The organism is Agromyces albus (assembly GCF_004134825.1).
Lineage (GTDB): Bacteria > Actinomycetota > Actinomycetes > Actinomycetales > Microbacteriaceae > Agromyces > Agromyces albus.
The window spans coordinates 1-14358 of the sequence record NZ_SDPN01000064.1 but is presented as its reverse complement, the minus strand read 5'-3'; the positions used below and the strand labels follow the sequence as shown (position 1 = coordinate 14358).

The window sequence follows — 14358 nt, the reverse complement described above, 5'->3', positions numbered from 1 at the left end:
GGCCCCGAGGGCGCAGGCGCCGCCGCTGACGCCGCCGCGGCCGGGCCGGCAGCTGCGGCTGGCGCAGCCCCCGTCTACGACGAGTTCGGAAATCTGATCTCGGGTGGCAATGGCGCCGTGGCCGGGGTCGCGACCGCGTCGCCCTTCACGGTCGGCGATGACGGATGGGGCTGGGAGGAGACGGTCATGCTCGGCGCCGTCGCGCTGCTGTTCGCGGCCGTCGTCCTTCCGCCGTACCTCTCGCCGAGGTTGCGGCGAGCCAACGCGTCAGGTGAGAGATCGACGGCCGGGGCGGCACGATGAGCGAGCAGCTGACGGATGACGCGCGTGGCGCGGTCTGGGCCAAGGCAGGCTTCTCCGGGCTCGTTGTCGGCCTTCTGGTCGCGGCGGCCGTCGGGTTCGGCGGAGCCGTGGTGCCGGCCGACCCCGCGGCCGCCGCAGACGAGACGACGTCGAGCGCGGTCACGTTGACGAACGCCGGCGACGCGCTCGAGCCCGAGGGCGCGCCGTTCCCCGACTTGTCGGTGAACGTCTCGCAGACGCGCGACCTGGTGTCGCAGGGCATCCGCGTGAGCTGGACCGGCGGCACGCAGTCCGAGCGACCGGCTGGCACGACCGGCGGCGCGAACTTCCTGCAGATCGCACAGTGCTGGGGCGAAGACCCGGCAAACCCCGGGCATCCTGACCGGCGGACCTGCCAGTACGGCGGCACCGTCGGGGCGGGCAGCGCTCGCGACGGCAACACCGGCGACGCCGACGTCGCCGAAGAGGACGCCATCTACACGGACCCCAGCGAGAGCTTCTTCGTGCCGACCTACACCGGCATCCCCTTCGTCGCGGTGAACCCCGAGGGAATCGTCGACGAGAAGCTCGCCCCCGCCGACCGGGTGCTCAACAACCTGAAGACCGACGCCAATGGCAACGTCGTGCAGAAGCAGGGCGTCGAGTTCGTCGACCTGAACACCAACCCCTTCTTCACGGCGTTCACGACGAACGAGGTCAAATGGGCCGGAGCCGGCGCGGATGGCTCGGGCTCCGTGCCGTTCGAGGTGCAGACGGCCATGCAGTCGACGGCCCTCGGCTGCGGGGCGCCGGTGACGCAGCCCGACGGCACGGTCGCGGGCCAGCCGTGCTGGCTCGTGATCATCCCGCGCGGCACGGGCGACTCGGGATCGACCGAGATCAACCGATCGGGGTTGTGGTGGGATGCCTGGGAGCACCACCTCGCCGTCAAGCTCGACTTCAAGCCGCTCGGCGTGCGCTGTGAGCTCGGCGCTGCGGAACGGCAGCTCGCCGGCAGCGAGCTCGTCGCCGGGGCGATCGCGTCGTGGCAACCCGAGCTCTGCCTGGGTGAGAACGGCTCGCCGTTCGTGCTCAGCCAGGGCAGTGAGGCCGACGCGATGGTGCGCGCAGCGGGCACCGCGCCGAGCCCCCTGGCGTTCACGTCACGTCCGCTCGACCTGAGTCGTACCGCCGACGCGTCCGACCCGGTCGCGTATGCCCCCGTGGCGCTGTCGGGCATCGCGATCTCGTTCTCGATCGACCGGCAGCCGCATCCGTTGGAAGCCCCCGACGAGTACAAGGCGCGTGCAGGCTTGCCGATGACCGACCTGCGACTCAACCCGCGCCTGGTCGCGAAGCTGCTCACGGCCTCGTACGTCGACTCGCTGCCGTCGGACGCCGACAAGTCCCACATCGGCTACAAGAGTTTCTCGGAGCCGGGAAAGAACCCTCGCACGATCGTGCAGGACCCCGAGTTCCGGGAGATCAACGATCCAGAATGGTCGGCGCAGATCATCGTGTCGGCGTCGGTGGCCGACATGCTCGCACCGTCAGGCCGGTCCGACCTCGCCGTACGACTGTGGGAGTACGTGCTCGCCGACCCGGAGGCGCGAGCATGGCTCGACGGGGAGCCCGACAAGTGGGGCATGAAGGTGAACCCGTGGTACTCGACCAACCCCGTGGTGAATCGGACGGTGAATCCGACGGGGCAGGGTCTGGCGCTCCCGACGGAGACGTTTCCCAAGGCCGATCCGGTCGAGAAGCCCGACACCACCGTCAGCGACCCGGCGAACGGCAGCGGCCCGATCAACCTCGTGACCTGGCGGCCATACACGCACAGCTTCGCCGATGGCGCCTATCACGTGTTGCGCGGAGACGGCATGCTGCTCGGCGCGTGGGACCAGTTCGCGGTGCCGCCGAAGTTCGGCAAGACCGTGCGCGAACTGTTCGGCAGCCAGAAGGTCATCGGCGTCACCACTGCGCCCGCCGCTGAGCTCTACCAGACCGTCACGGCTGCACTCCGCAATCCCGCGGGGCAGTACGTCACGCCGACACAAGACGGCTTGGCGGCAGCGGCAGCGGCCATGACTCCGACGCTCGCGCAACCGAAGGTCGTGCAGTTCGATCAGGCCGCGTCGGCGGCGAAGGCCGCGCCGACCGCATACCCCTTGACGATGCCCGTGTATGCGGCGCTGAACCCGAAGCAGACCGACGCCGATCTTCGCGCCGTGTATGCCAACCTGATCCGTTACGCGGCGCGCGACGGGCAGACGCCCGGCACCGACGTGGGCGAACTGCCGCCCGGCTACGCGCCGCTGCCTCAGCCGTGGGTCGACCAGGCGCTCGCCGCAGCCGACGCCATCGAGACCGGTGCGCTCCCGAGTGCCCCGCCGCGCGGTGGAAGCACCGCACCGGTCGCCAATCGAACGGTCGCGCCGCCGAGCTCGTCGCAGCAGCAGCAGACCACACCGGCGCCGATCGCTTCCGCGCCGACCGATCCGGCCGCGACCGGGGATGCCGCCGGTGACCTGGTGGGCGCCGCAACGCCCGCCGACCCCGAGCTCGGCGTATCGGCCGCCGCCGTTCCGGCTGGACTCGCCGCGGGCCTTGCGACGGCACTCACGGTGCCGCTGATGACACGCATCCGGAGGCGATCGTGGTCGTGAAAGCGGCCACTGCGCCCCACAGACTTGACGGCTCCCCGCCGGGGAGCCGCCAAGACGCCCGCTGGCAAGAGCAGGCGTTTGTCACACCACATCCCTCGAGAAAAGGAAAGTTGTGAACAAGAAGAAGTTTATCGCAGCCGCTGCCGCCGTCGGCGTGGCCGCGTCGCTCTTCGGCGTCGCCTCACCGGCGAACGCCGAACCCGTGTCGGCGAGCTACGTCGTCGTCGGCTCCGACACCCTGCAGGACGTGCTCAACGCCCTGTCCAACGGCACCAACATCACGGGTGGCTTCGTGCGCTCGACCGGAGGCAGCTTCAACATCGGGTCGTTCGACGCCACGGGGTCGGTCTCGATCCAGACCAAGTCGGGTGGCGTCCGCTTCGGCCGCCCCAACGGCTCGGGCGATGGTGTTCGTGCGCTCAGCCGATCGATCGACGGGGCGAACTACACGTCGGCGACCCCGGGTGGCCCGACGAACGTCAACATCACCGGTCAGGTCGATATCGCACGTTCGTCGTCGGGTGCCACGGCAGTTGCCAACGGGCCGCTGCTCTACATTCCGTTCGGTCGCGACGCACTCTCGTACGCGCACTCGGGCGGCACCAACGCGGCGTTCGACAACATCGACCAGGCGACGCTCAAGGGCATCTTCGAGTGCACCATCACCACGGTCGGCGGCGTCACGGTCGTCCCGGTGATCCCGCAGAGCGGCTCGGGCACCCGCGCCGACTTCCTCTCGAAGGCCGGCATCGGGACCCTCGGCGCCTGCGTCCAGGTCGGCCAGGAGCACGACACGAGGTTCCTCGCCGACGGCTCCACGCCGTTCCCGGCCAACGCTGTCACGCCGATGTCGGCTGCCCAGTGGGTCGCGCAGAACACCGGTGCGGGCATCGATCGTCGCGGCACGGACGTCGAGCTCGGTTCGCCGATCGCCGGCACGCCGGCTGTCACGGGCACCGGCACCGCAACGGTGCCGAACGCCGCGTTCTACGCCAACACCACGTGGGGCCGCGACACCTACATCGTCGTCGAGAACGCCCGCGTGACCGTCGGTGACCCGAAGTACGACGCCAACCTCGCCAACCTCGTGAGCAACGCGTCGAGCAAGCTCGGCAACTCGCAGAGCGTGCTGCCGAGCCAGGCCGGATCGGTGAAGAAGAAGTTCGGCTTCCTCGCACCGTCGACCACCACGCCGTTCCGTGCCGCCCTGCGCGCCTGAGCATCGGCATCCCCGAATTACCGATTCACCTGTACCTGATTCGACACACACGAAAAGGAATGTCATGAACATCAGCAAGAAGTGGAGCGCGGCCGCGGCCGGCCTCCTCGCCCTCGCCATCGTGGGCGCCGGCGCTGCCCCGGCGAACGCCGCCCTGGGCGACCCCATCTCGGACCCGCAGTCCAACGGCTCCCCGGGATCGTTCTACCTGTACGACGCCAACACCGGCGTTCTCGCCGACGGCGACCCGACCCGCGTGTACACGCGCAGCGAGCAGATCATCGGCTCGGGGAGCGCGACCGACGTGCTCGCAGAGCTGAACCCGGCACCTGCGCGGCCCGTCACCGGCGCCAACTCCTTCACCCAGGTGTGGAAGTTCCTCTCGGACCAGAACCCCGCTGACCGCGACGGCGGCACGAACACGTGGAACGCGTTCGCGACCGACGCCGCAGCGGGCCCCAACGGCGGAACGCTGGTGCCGGACCTCACGCTGGATGCCCTCACCAGCGGCATCGACACCGTGATCGCGCAGGGCGGCCAGTACTGGTACGGCATCGCATACACCACCAACAACGGTGTGACCGTGCAGGGCGCCATCTACCGCAGCATCACCATCCAGGCCGGCACGGGTAACTACACCGTCGGTGCCGTCGAGACCGACGGAGTGGTCGTGCCCCCGGCAGACCTCATCACCGAGGCCGACCTCGTCACGGCGGACCCGGCCCTCGTCACCGAGACGGTCGACAGCAAGCAGCTGGCGATCAACGCGGGTGCGGCGAACGCCAACAAGACGCTGAACGTCGGCGTGTTCACGGCGGGTGTGCGCAGCGAGCTCGGCACGGTCGTCCTCGACGCGAACGGTGCGGGCACGGTTGACGCCTCCGCTGTCGCGGTGGGCGCGGCAAGCAAGCTCTTCCTCTACGACCACAACGGTGCGGACGAGGTTCTCGCCGCGTGGGACACCTTCACGCTCACGTCGACGGCGCCCGTGTACGACACGAGCGACACCACCGACCTCACGGTCGAGGTGACCAACTCGGGTCGCTTCGAGCTGGTGGCTCCGGCCGCCACGCTGATCGACCTCGGCGACGTGCGACGCAACCAGACGACCACCCCGGTCGCGCTGGGCCAGTTCACGGTGTTCGACGACCGTGACGTGCTGAGCGGCTGGAACCTGAACGTCACCGCGGCGGACTTCGCGGGTGCGGGCAACACCACGGTCGCGAAGACCGCGCTCGGGTACTCGCCGGTCGGCGTCGCGCTCACCGATGGCGTCACCCTCGGTGCAGCCAAGGTTGCCGGCGACGGTGTGTTCGGTGTGCTGGCCGAGGGTGCCGCAGGCTCCTCGACCGCTGAGGTCGGTGCGGTGCTCGACACCAACCTGACGTTCAAGGCTCCGATCAACGCGGCCAAGGGCGTGCACACCTCGACCCTGACGCTCGACCTCGTCTCGAAGTAGGTCTCGAGAGGTCGTCAGGCAGATGACACCCGTGTGGGAAAGGCGCCGAGTGCGTCTTTCCCACACGGCGTGTCCATGATCACCATTCACCCGCCTCGTCCGAGGCGCCCGAGCGAAATGCACAGCCCGTGACTGCAGCCACCCTTCCCGTATCCTCCGCCCGTCGTGCCGCCCGCGGCATCCGTCGCGCCGTCACCGTCGCGCTGCTCAGCTGCGTGGCCCTCGTGGCCGTGATCGCGGGCGACCCCTCGACGGCCAGGGCCGACGACACCATCGGCATCTCGGGGCAGCCCGCCGGTGCCGACGGCAAGCCCGACGGCCGCACTCGCTTCAGCTACAGCGCAGACCCGGGCCAGCAGGTCGCCGATCACTACCTCGTGCGCAACGCCGGGTCGGTGACCCAGTCGTTCACGGTGCTCGCGACGGATGCATTCAACGATGACGACGGCAGCTTCGGCCTGCTCGAGACCAGCGCGGAGGCGACGGATGCCGGTGCCTGGGTGCACTTCGAGAACGGAGCCAACCGGCTGCAGTTCGACCTCGCGCCCGGGGAGTCCCGTCTCGTGCCGTTCACCGTCGACATCCCGGCGCAGGCCGGCCCGGGCGATCACGCCGGCGGCATCCTGGCATCCGTCGTGACTCCGGGCGATCAGGTGAACGTCGACCGGCGCCTCGGCACTCGGATGTACCTGCGGGTATCGGGCGACATCCAGGCGGCGCTGACGATCTCGAGCGTCGACAGCCAGTACGTCGGCGACTGGTGGAACCCGTTCAACGGCGCGGTGCGAGTGCTCTACACGATCCAGAACACCGGCAACGTCGCCCTCGCCTCCAACGTCACGCTCGGCGTTCGCACCTGGTTCAGCGCCCCAGCGTCGGCGAAGCAGGGCGACGGGAAGCCCGAGCTCCTGCCCGGCTTCACCCGGACCTTCGAAACCGAGGTCCCCGCCGTGGCGGCTTGGGGTTACCTCAACCCCTGGGTGACCCTCAATCCGTTCGTCGAGGGCGACGACGCGAGCAAGAAGCTGCCCGTCTCGGCGATCTCGCGCGACACCGTGCTCATCGCCCCGCCGTGGCCGCTCGTCGTCGTCATCGTGCTCGTGGTGCTCTACATCGTGTTCAGCAAGTGGCGCCGCCGTGCCGACGAGAAGAATGCCGCCGCCTGGATCGAGCACACCGAGCGGGAGGCGCGTCGCAAGATCGAGGCCGAGCGTGAGAGCGAGCTCGTGGATGCCGGGACTGCAACGGTCGGGAGGCAACCTTGATCGATGCGCTCCGCGTTCTCGCCCGGCCGATCGCGATCGCTGGCGGCATGCTGCTCGTCGCCGTGCTGGTCGGCGGCGGCGCGCTGACGACCGAGCAGCCGGCACTGGCCGGCGAAGGCGACCACGAGGGGAACCTGACGGTCGACGTGCGCGACGGCGTCGCGCCGCCGACCGTGCCGCCGACCACTCCGCCGAAAGGGCCGCCCATCACGCCGCCCGGTCGGCCCGGCGCGGGCCAGCAGGGCTCCGGCTCGTTCGTCGATACGGCCGGCGCGCCGGCGGCCGCCCCTGCCTCTCCACCGGCGGCGGATGAGGTGAGTCTCGGCGGCGTGCTCTTCGTGGGCGGGCTGGCGGGCGGCTACTCGCCATCGCTCAACCCGCTCGCCGGGCAGTTGCAGGTGTGGTTCACGGTGCGCAATGCGTCGGAGTCGACCATCGACGCGACGGCCGACTTCTGGCTCGAAGGCCCGTTCGGCAACCGCATCAGCCACGTCGACGACGTGAAGGTCGACGCGCTCGAGCCCGGCGAGAAGCGCACGATCAGCGCGACACTGACCGGCGTGGGTCAGTGGACGTTCGTCTCGGCGCACACGACGTTCACGCCGCCGAAGCAGGTCGACAACGCCGAACTGTCGTCGTTCACGAGAGACGCGAACGTTTTCGCGCCGCCGTGGCTCATCGGCGTCGGAATCGTCGTGGGGCTCGGGTTCGCCGCAGTGCGGCACTTCCTCCGGCGCGTCGACGTGCCGATGCGACTGGGTGAGGCGGCGTGACGCGCACCGAGCTCGACGACTACGGGTACGAGGGCTCCGACCCCTACGGGGACTTCTCGGGCATCCCCGAGGCGCGAACGCTGCCCGGCAAGCCCCCGAAACCGCCGAAACCCCCGAAGCCGCCGCGCCGGATGCCGACCGAACCGCGCCCACCGGTGGTGCTCTCGCCGCGCGAGCAGTTCATCCGCGGTGCGCTCATGGTCTGCTCGGTGCTGCTGCTCGCCATCGTGCTGAACGTCATGATCGTCGGCCAGGTTCGCCACTTCGTCACCCAGCAACAGCTCAGCGATACCTTCCGCGCCCAGCTCGAGGAGGGGGTCGCCCCGGTGAGCGAGGGCGATGTGCACGATGTGCTGCTGCCCGATGGTGCACCGGTGGCGCTGCTCGAGATTCCGCAGTTGGGCATCAAGGAGATCATCGTCGAGGGCACCGACTCCGCCACCACGGAGATGGGCCCCGGCCACCGCCGCGATACCGCGCTTCCCGGGCAGGCCGGGGTGAGCGTCATCCTGGGTCGTGCGGCGGGATACGGCGGGCCGTTCGCCCGCATCCAGGAGCTCGCGCCCGGAGATGAGTTCACGATCATCACCGGGCAGGGCGAGCACGAGTTCGAGGTGATCGGGCTGCGCTACGCCGGCGACCCTGCACCGCCGCGCCTGACGGCCGGCGAGAGCCGGGTCATCCTCACGACCGCGCGCGGTGCGCCGTTCTGGCCCTCCGGCATCGCGCGAGTCGACGCGCGCCTCACGAGCGAAGCTCAGCCGACGGGCGTGCGATTGACCAACTTCATCACCCTGCCCGAGTCCGATCGCGAGTTGCGTGGCGACACGTCGATGCTCTGGGCTCTGGTCTTCGGCCTCCAATTCCTCGTGATCGTCGAGTTCGCCGCGGTGTGGTCATACCGCAATGTCGGGCCGCGCCGCACCTGGATCGTCTTCATCCCGCTCACCGTGCTCGCCGGCCTCTGGGTCACCGGCGAGATCGTGCGGCTGCTGCCCAATCTGCTCTGACCCGAGCCACGCCTCCGACCCCCCCGCGACCCCACTGAAGGAAGCCGAACCATGAGCGAAGACATGACCACCATCGAGGTGATTCCCGAGAGCCGAGCGGGGGGGCGAGGCATCCGCCTGCCGAACTTCGCACGGATGCTGAGGCCTGAGCCCGAATCGATCGAGGTCGCCACGACGCCGACCGAGCTCGCGACCCTCGAGGGCCGCAACATCTCGGCGTGGTTCGGCGACCACCAGGTGCTCGACCGCGTGTCGCTGACGATGGAGGCCGGGGTCGTCACGTCGCTGATCGGCCCGTCGGGCTGCGGCAAGTCGACGTTCCTGCGCATCCTCAACCGCATGCACGAGCTCGTGCCGTCGGCATCGCTCGCCGGCGAGGTGCTGCTCGACGGCGAGGACATCTACGACCCGAGCCGCAAGCTCGTCGACGCGCGAAAGCACATCGGGATGGTCTTCCAGAAGCCGAACCCATTCCCGGCACAGTCGATCTACGACAACGTCGTCGCCGGCCTGAAGCTGACCGGCACGCGCATCTCGCGCGACGAGCGGGATGAACTCGTCGAATCGTGCCTCACGAAGGCGGGGCTGTGGAAGGAAGTCAAGGACCGCCTCCGCGCTCCCGGCGCGGGCCTCTCGGGCGGCCAGCAGCAGCGGCTCTGCATCGCACGGTCGCTCGCGGTGAGTCCGCGAGTGCTGCTCATGGACGAGCCGTGCTCGGCTCTCGACCCCACGTCGACGCGTGTCATCGAGGAGACCATGCTCGAGCTCGCGCACGAGGTCACGATCGTCATCGTGACGCACAACATGCAGCAGGCGCAGCGGGTGTCGCAGCAGTGCGCGTTCTTCCTCGCCTCGCAGGGCACACCCGGCGCGATCGTCGAGCACGGCGACACCGAGGCGATGTTCGCGGACCCCATCGATCCCCGCACGTTCGACTACGTGAACGGGCGCTTCGGGTGATGCGCGCGTCGCAGCAGCTCCGCCGAATCGGGAGGATCACATGATGGCCGGCAGCGGACCCCGGGACTGGGCGCCGTCGCGGAATCCGGAACCGGTCGTCTCGCTGCGGGTGAAGCGTCTCCGCCGGCGCGGAGTCGGCGGGTTCGGGCGCGGTCTCGCGCTCAGCCTGCTCGTCGTGCCGGTTGCGACGGCGGCCTGGGTGTTCCTCTGGCAGTTCGGGTTGATCTCGAGCATTGTCGCGGTGCTCGCCGCAATCGGAGGGCTGTGGCTGTTTCGCCTCGGCTCGGCGGGACCCGTGTCCCGGCGCGGAGCCATCGCGGTCACGGTGGTCGCGACGCTGACCGTGCCGATCGGGGTCGGTGCCGCCATCGCCTTCGAGACCGCAACCGATGGCGGCGACATCCTCGTCGCGCTCGCGGATTGGCGCGCCTGGATCACGACGGCACTCGTCGGCCTGGCGCTGGGACTGACCGCGATGGTGCCGGCGTTGTGGTCGGCGACGACCGGTCGCACCACATCGCGGGCGGCCGAGCTGGGCGTCGCCGTGCTCGGCATTGCGCTCGCGATCGCTGTTCAGGCGGTCGTCCCGATACTCACGCCGGCGACAGCCGACACGCGCCTCGGATACGGTTTCGCGGTCGGCGACTGCGCCTCGGGGCAGGTGGCGGTTCCTGGGGTCGTACAGGTAGACCCTGTTCGCCTCGTCCCATGCTCGGGCCCGCACTTCGGTGAAGTCGTGCACGTCGGGGCGACCCGAGGTCGAAACGGCGACGAGCTCTTCCCAGGCGCGGAATGGCTCTCACTCGAGGCTCAGGTGCAGTGCGCGGAACCGTTCGCGGCCTACGTCGGAGCCCCCATGGAGCAGAGCAGCCTCTCGCGTTTCGTTCTCTTCCCCGCAGAGGAGCAGTGGGCCGTCGGCGAGCGCCACCTCGTCTGCATCGTGTACGACAGTGCCGGCGACACGGTCGGCACGCTCCGCGCCGCCGGGCGGTAGATCGTACTGCGGACCCCGCATCCGCATGGTCAGGAGAGCGGCCCCGCGGCATCCGCTGCACGCGACACCACGGCACCCGAGGCCACGAGCTCGGAGATCGCCTCGATCTCGGGGGCGAGGAAGCGATCGGGGCCGGGCACCGCGCCTGTCTCGGCCACGAGGGAGACGACGGCTCCGGTCGCGGCTCCCGGCACGAGTGGCGCCCGCAACGCGAGTCCGCGCGCCGCGGTCATCACCTCGATCGCGAGCACGCGCGTGAGGCCGTCGATCGACCGGCGGAGCTTCCGTCCGGCCGCCCAGCCCATCGACACGTGGTCCTCCTGCATCGCCGACGAGGGGATCGAGTCGACGGATGCCGGCACGGCGAGCCGCTTCAGCTCCGACACGATGCCCGCCGCGGTGTACTGCGCGATCATGAGTCCCGAGTCCACGCCGACCTCGTGCGCGAGGAACGGCGGCAGGCCCTGGTTGCGAGAGCGGTCGAGGAACCGGTCGGTGCGCCGCTCGCTCATCGAGGCGACATCCGCCACCACGATCGCGAGGAAGTCGAGCACGTAGCCGACCGGCGCGCCGTGGAAGTTGCCGTTCGACTCGACGCGGCCGTCGAGGGTGAGCACGGGGTTGTCGATCGCGCTCGCGAGCTCGGCACGGGCGACGGATGCCGCGTGCGCGACCGTGTCGCGCGCGGCGCCGTGCACCTGCGGGGCGCACCGCAGCGAATACGCGTCCTGCACGCGAGTGCACTCGGGGCCCTTGTGGCTCGCGACGATCGGGGAGCCGGCGAGCAGCCGTCGCAGGTTCGACGCGGAATCCGCCTGGCCGGCCTGCGGGCGGAGCGCGTGCAGGTCGGCGGCGAAGACGGCATCGGTGCCGAGGAGTCCCTCGACGCTCATGGCGGCGGCGATGTCGGCGGTGGTGAGCAGCATCCGCAGGTCGGCGATGGCGAGGGCGAGCATGCCGAGCATGCCGTCGGTGCCGTTGATGAGGGCGAGCCCTTCCTTCTCGGCGAGGCGGAGCGGCGTGATACCGGCGGCGGCGAGGGCTTCGGCGGCTGGCATGAGGTGGCCGCCGGCGACCCGCACGTCGCCCTCGCCCGTCGCGACGAGGGCGCAGTGCGCGAGGGGAGCGAGATCGCCCGAGCAGCCAAGCGAGCCGTACTCACGCACGACCGGGGTGATGCCCGCGTTGAGGATCGCCGCATAGGTCTCGGCGGTCTCGCGTCGCACGCCCGTGCGCCCGGTCATGAGGGTCGAGAGCCGCAGCAGCATGAGCGCCCGCACGACCTCGGTCTCGACCTCGGCACCCGAGCCGGCGGCGTGCGAGCGAATGAGGCTCGTCTGCAGCTGGGCGCGACGGTCGGCGGCGATGAACGTCGTCGCGAGCGCGCCGAATCCGGTCGAGATGCCGTAGTGCGGCTCGGGGTCTTCAGCGAGCCCCTCGATGACCGCCCGGCTCGCGGCCACGCCGTCGAGCGCTGCAGGGTCGAGCACGACGGATGCCCCGTGGCGGGCCACGGCGACGACCTCGTCGATGCCGAGCGGTCCGGTGCCGACGGTGACGGATGCGGCGGCGCGGTGGGGTGCTGATGCAGGTGCGGTGGTGCTCATGCATCCGATTCCACACCGCGCTCGCGCGCGCGGGAATGCCGTGCTCGCGGCATCCGTCCGGGATCCCGGACACGGGCGTAGGCTGCGGGTGTGAGCGAATCGACGAAGGTGCCCGCGGCCGACCAGACGCTCGCGATCCTCATCCACCTCGCCGCGCAGCGCGGCCCGGTGCCCGCCGCGACGATCGCCACTGCCCTCGGCCTGCCGCGCTCGACCGTCTACCACCTCCTCGCGGTCATGCAGGAGCGCGGCTTCGTGCTGCACCTTCCCGAGGAGCGCCGCTACGGCCTCGGCGTCGCGGCGTTCGAGCTGTCGAGCGGCTTCTCGCGGCAACAGCCGCTCGCGAGACTCGGGCGGCCGCTCGTCGCCGCGATCGTCGACCGCCTCGGCGAGAGCGGCCACCTCGCCGTGCTGCACGGACGTGACGTGGTCTACCTCGTCGAGGAGCGCGCTCCCCGGCGGCCGTCGCTCGTCACCGATGTGGGCGTGCGGCTGCCCGCGCACCTCACGGCGACCGGTCGCGCGATGCTCGCCGAGCTCCCACCCGCGCAGTTGCGGGCGCTGTATCCCGATCGGGCGGCGTTCGAGTCGCGGCATCCGGCGCCCGAGGGGGATGCCGCCGAATGGAACTACGGGCGACTGAAGCGAGTGCTGGCCGAGGTTCGCGCGCGCGGCCTGGCGCACGAGGACGGTGAGGTCACCTCGGGGCTCGCCTCCGTCGGGGCGGCGGTCGTCGACCACCTCGGCTGGCCCGCGGCGGCGATCGCGATCACCTACCCCGACGATGCCGCGCCCGAGTTGCTTGCCGAGGCGGTGCCCGCGGTGAAGGACGCGGCGGCGACGCTCTCGCGGCGGATTCGCGGGGCGCGGTGACGGGTTTCGAGACGCGTCGCGCTTGCGCGGCGCTCCTCAACGACCGGCGTGTGCGCAACTCCGGATGCTCGTCATGACACGCCGGAGAGGAACGGGACCACATGCGCGCGCCGCGTGACATCTCCGGAGTTCTGCACAGGCTCCTCGATATGGGGGCTTCGAGACGTCTCGCGCGCGTCGCTCCTCAACCACCGGGGGCCGGGCGCGGCGCGCGAGGGGTGGTTTCGATACGCGTCGCCCTCGGCGGCGCTACTCAACCACCGGGGCGGGCGAGCCAGGGGCGCAGCGTGCGGGTCACGAGTGGGAGCACCCAGTACGTCATGATCGGCGTGAGCACGAGCGTCGTGGCGAGGGCGCGCACCCAGATCGGCAGCTCGCCCCAGCCGGGCACGGGCGCGACGACGTAGGCGAAGAGCAGGTTCACCGGGAAGAAGCCGAGCCAGATGGTCACGGCCTGCTTCCAGCGTGGTGGTGCAGCAGTGACAGCGGCGTCGGGCGAAGCGGATGCCGCGGCATCCGTCACGGGAATCGACCCCGTCGCCGGCTCGTCGAACCAGCCCTCGATGCCCGTGCGGCGCCTGCTGCGCTCTGAGCGCACGAAGCCCTCGCCCATCGAGAGCCACCAGCTGCGCTCGGGCGACTGCTCCCACGCGTCGAGTGTCTGCTCGTTCGCGAACCGGTAGAGCATGTGCCAGACCTGCGACTGTTCACCCACGCGCACCCATCCGGAACCGAGGAAGCCCGGGTACTTGTTCGCGAGGTTGACCCCGGTCTGCACCCACGCCGTCGCCTCGGAGATGCGCGCCGGGTCGACCTCGCGCCGGATCGACACGGTGATCGGATCAGTCGCCATGCTCCCATCCCACCTCATGCGCATTTCGAAGCGGTAACGGATGCCGCGGCGAGCCCACTCGATCGACGTGGTGGAGGGGCCCTCGGTACTCCGTGGGCCCCTCCGAGAATGAGTGTACCCAGCTCGCCGTTACCGTTCTGTTACATTTTGCGCACTGTTCGGGAAGGCTTCATGCTGGGCGACATCCCGGCGGTGCGGCCTCGGAACAGCTCGGCGCCGGCTCGGAACAGCGCGGCGCTGCCGCGGAGCGAGATGACGAGCAGCGCGACTGCGATGAGCGCCGGAATCGGCCCGAAGCCGGCGACGAGGAGCACCGCGACGCCCGCCACGGCGCACGCGGCATCGACGACGGTGGAGCGCCCGTGCGGCAGCGCGAGGGCCGGCCGGCCGGCCGGTC

12 protein-coding genes and 1 pseudogene are annotated in these 14358 nt (G+C 70.4%); 10 read left to right on the top strand and 3 right to left on the bottom strand.

The window, feature by feature from the left end; all coding sequences use genetic code 11:
* From ESP51_RS20755 to ESP51_RS19265, 9 genes and pseudogenes are all read left to right on the top strand, one after another.
* Positions 1–303, top strand: a pseudogene (locus ESP51_RS20755) (hypothetical protein); the annotation flags it as partial.
* Complete coding sequence (locus ESP51_RS19300; RefSeq protein ID WP_129522493.1) at positions 300–2948, top strand: hypothetical protein; 2649 nt, start codon at positions 300–302, stop codon at positions 2946–2948. The pseudogene ESP51_RS20755 and the gene ESP51_RS19300, both read left to right, overlap by 4 nt.
* 112 nt (positions 2949–3060) lie before the next feature.
* Positions 3061–4167, top strand: coding sequence for a hypothetical protein (locus ESP51_RS19295; protein WP_129522492.1), 1107 nt, complete (start codon positions 3061–3063; stop codon positions 4165–4167).
* Positions 4168–4231: 64 nt separating this feature from the next.
* Entirely contained in the window at positions 4232–5626 is a 1395-nt protein-coding gene (locus ESP51_RS19290) for a hypothetical protein (protein WP_129522491.1), read from the top strand.
* A 128-nt stretch (positions 5627–5754) separates the two neighbouring features.
* Positions 5755–6891, top strand: a complete 1137-nt coding sequence (locus tag ESP51_RS19285) for a COG1470 family protein (RefSeq protein ID WP_206737368.1) — start codon at positions 5755–5757, stop codon at positions 6889–6891.
* The gene (locus ESP51_RS19280; RefSeq protein WP_129522490.1) at positions 6888–7664 is read left to right on the top strand and encodes a hypothetical protein; all 777 of its coding nucleotides are present in this window, start codon (positions 6888–6890) and stop codon (positions 7662–7664) included. Before ESP51_RS19285 ends, ESP51_RS19280 begins: the two co-directional genes overlap by 4 nt.
* Positions 7661–8674 carry a sortase gene (locus tag ESP51_RS19275; RefSeq protein ID WP_241843270.1) on the top strand — a complete coding sequence of 338 codons (1014 nt, stop codon included), beginning with the start codon at positions 7661–7663 and terminating at the stop codon, positions 8672–8674. Before ESP51_RS19280 ends, ESP51_RS19275 begins: the two co-directional genes overlap by 4 nt.
* A 135-nt stretch (positions 8675–8809) precedes the next feature.
* Positions 8810–9634: a phosphate ABC transporter ATP-binding protein gene (locus ESP51_RS19270; protein ID WP_129522495.1), complete on the top strand. Its 825-nt coding sequence runs from the start codon at positions 8810–8812 to the stop codon at positions 9632–9634.
* Positions 9635–9677: 43 nt separating this feature from the next.
* Positions 9678–10628, top strand: a complete 951-nt coding sequence (locus ESP51_RS19265) for a septum formation family protein (RefSeq protein ID WP_164990606.1) — start codon at positions 9678–9680, stop codon at positions 10626–10628.
* Between the two features lie 29 nt (positions 10629–10657).
* Here ESP51_RS19265 and hutH read toward each other — a convergent pair whose 3' ends face one another.
* Complete coding sequence (gene hutH / locus ESP51_RS19260) at positions 10658–12235, bottom strand: histidine ammonia-lyase (protein ID WP_129522488.1); 1578 nt, start codon at positions 12233–12235, stop codon at positions 10658–10660.
* A 90-nt stretch (positions 12236–12325) separates the two neighbouring features.
* Between hutH and ESP51_RS19255 the strand changes: the two genes are divergently transcribed.
* Entirely contained in the window at positions 12326–13108 is a 783-nt protein-coding gene (locus ESP51_RS19255) for an IclR family transcriptional regulator (RefSeq protein ID WP_241843269.1), read from the top strand.
* Between the two features lie 253 nt (positions 13109–13361).
* Here ESP51_RS19255 and ESP51_RS19250 read toward each other — a convergent pair whose 3' ends face one another.
* On the bottom strand, positions 13362–13961 hold the full coding sequence (locus ESP51_RS19250) for an antibiotic biosynthesis monooxygenase (protein ID WP_129522487.1): 600 nt from the start codon (positions 13959–13961) through the stop codon (positions 13362–13364).
* 140 nt (positions 13962–14101) lie between these two features.
* On the bottom strand, positions 14102–14358 hold a 257-nt coding region (locus ESP51_RS20750), incomplete at its 5' end, for a hypothetical protein (RefSeq protein WP_164990605.1).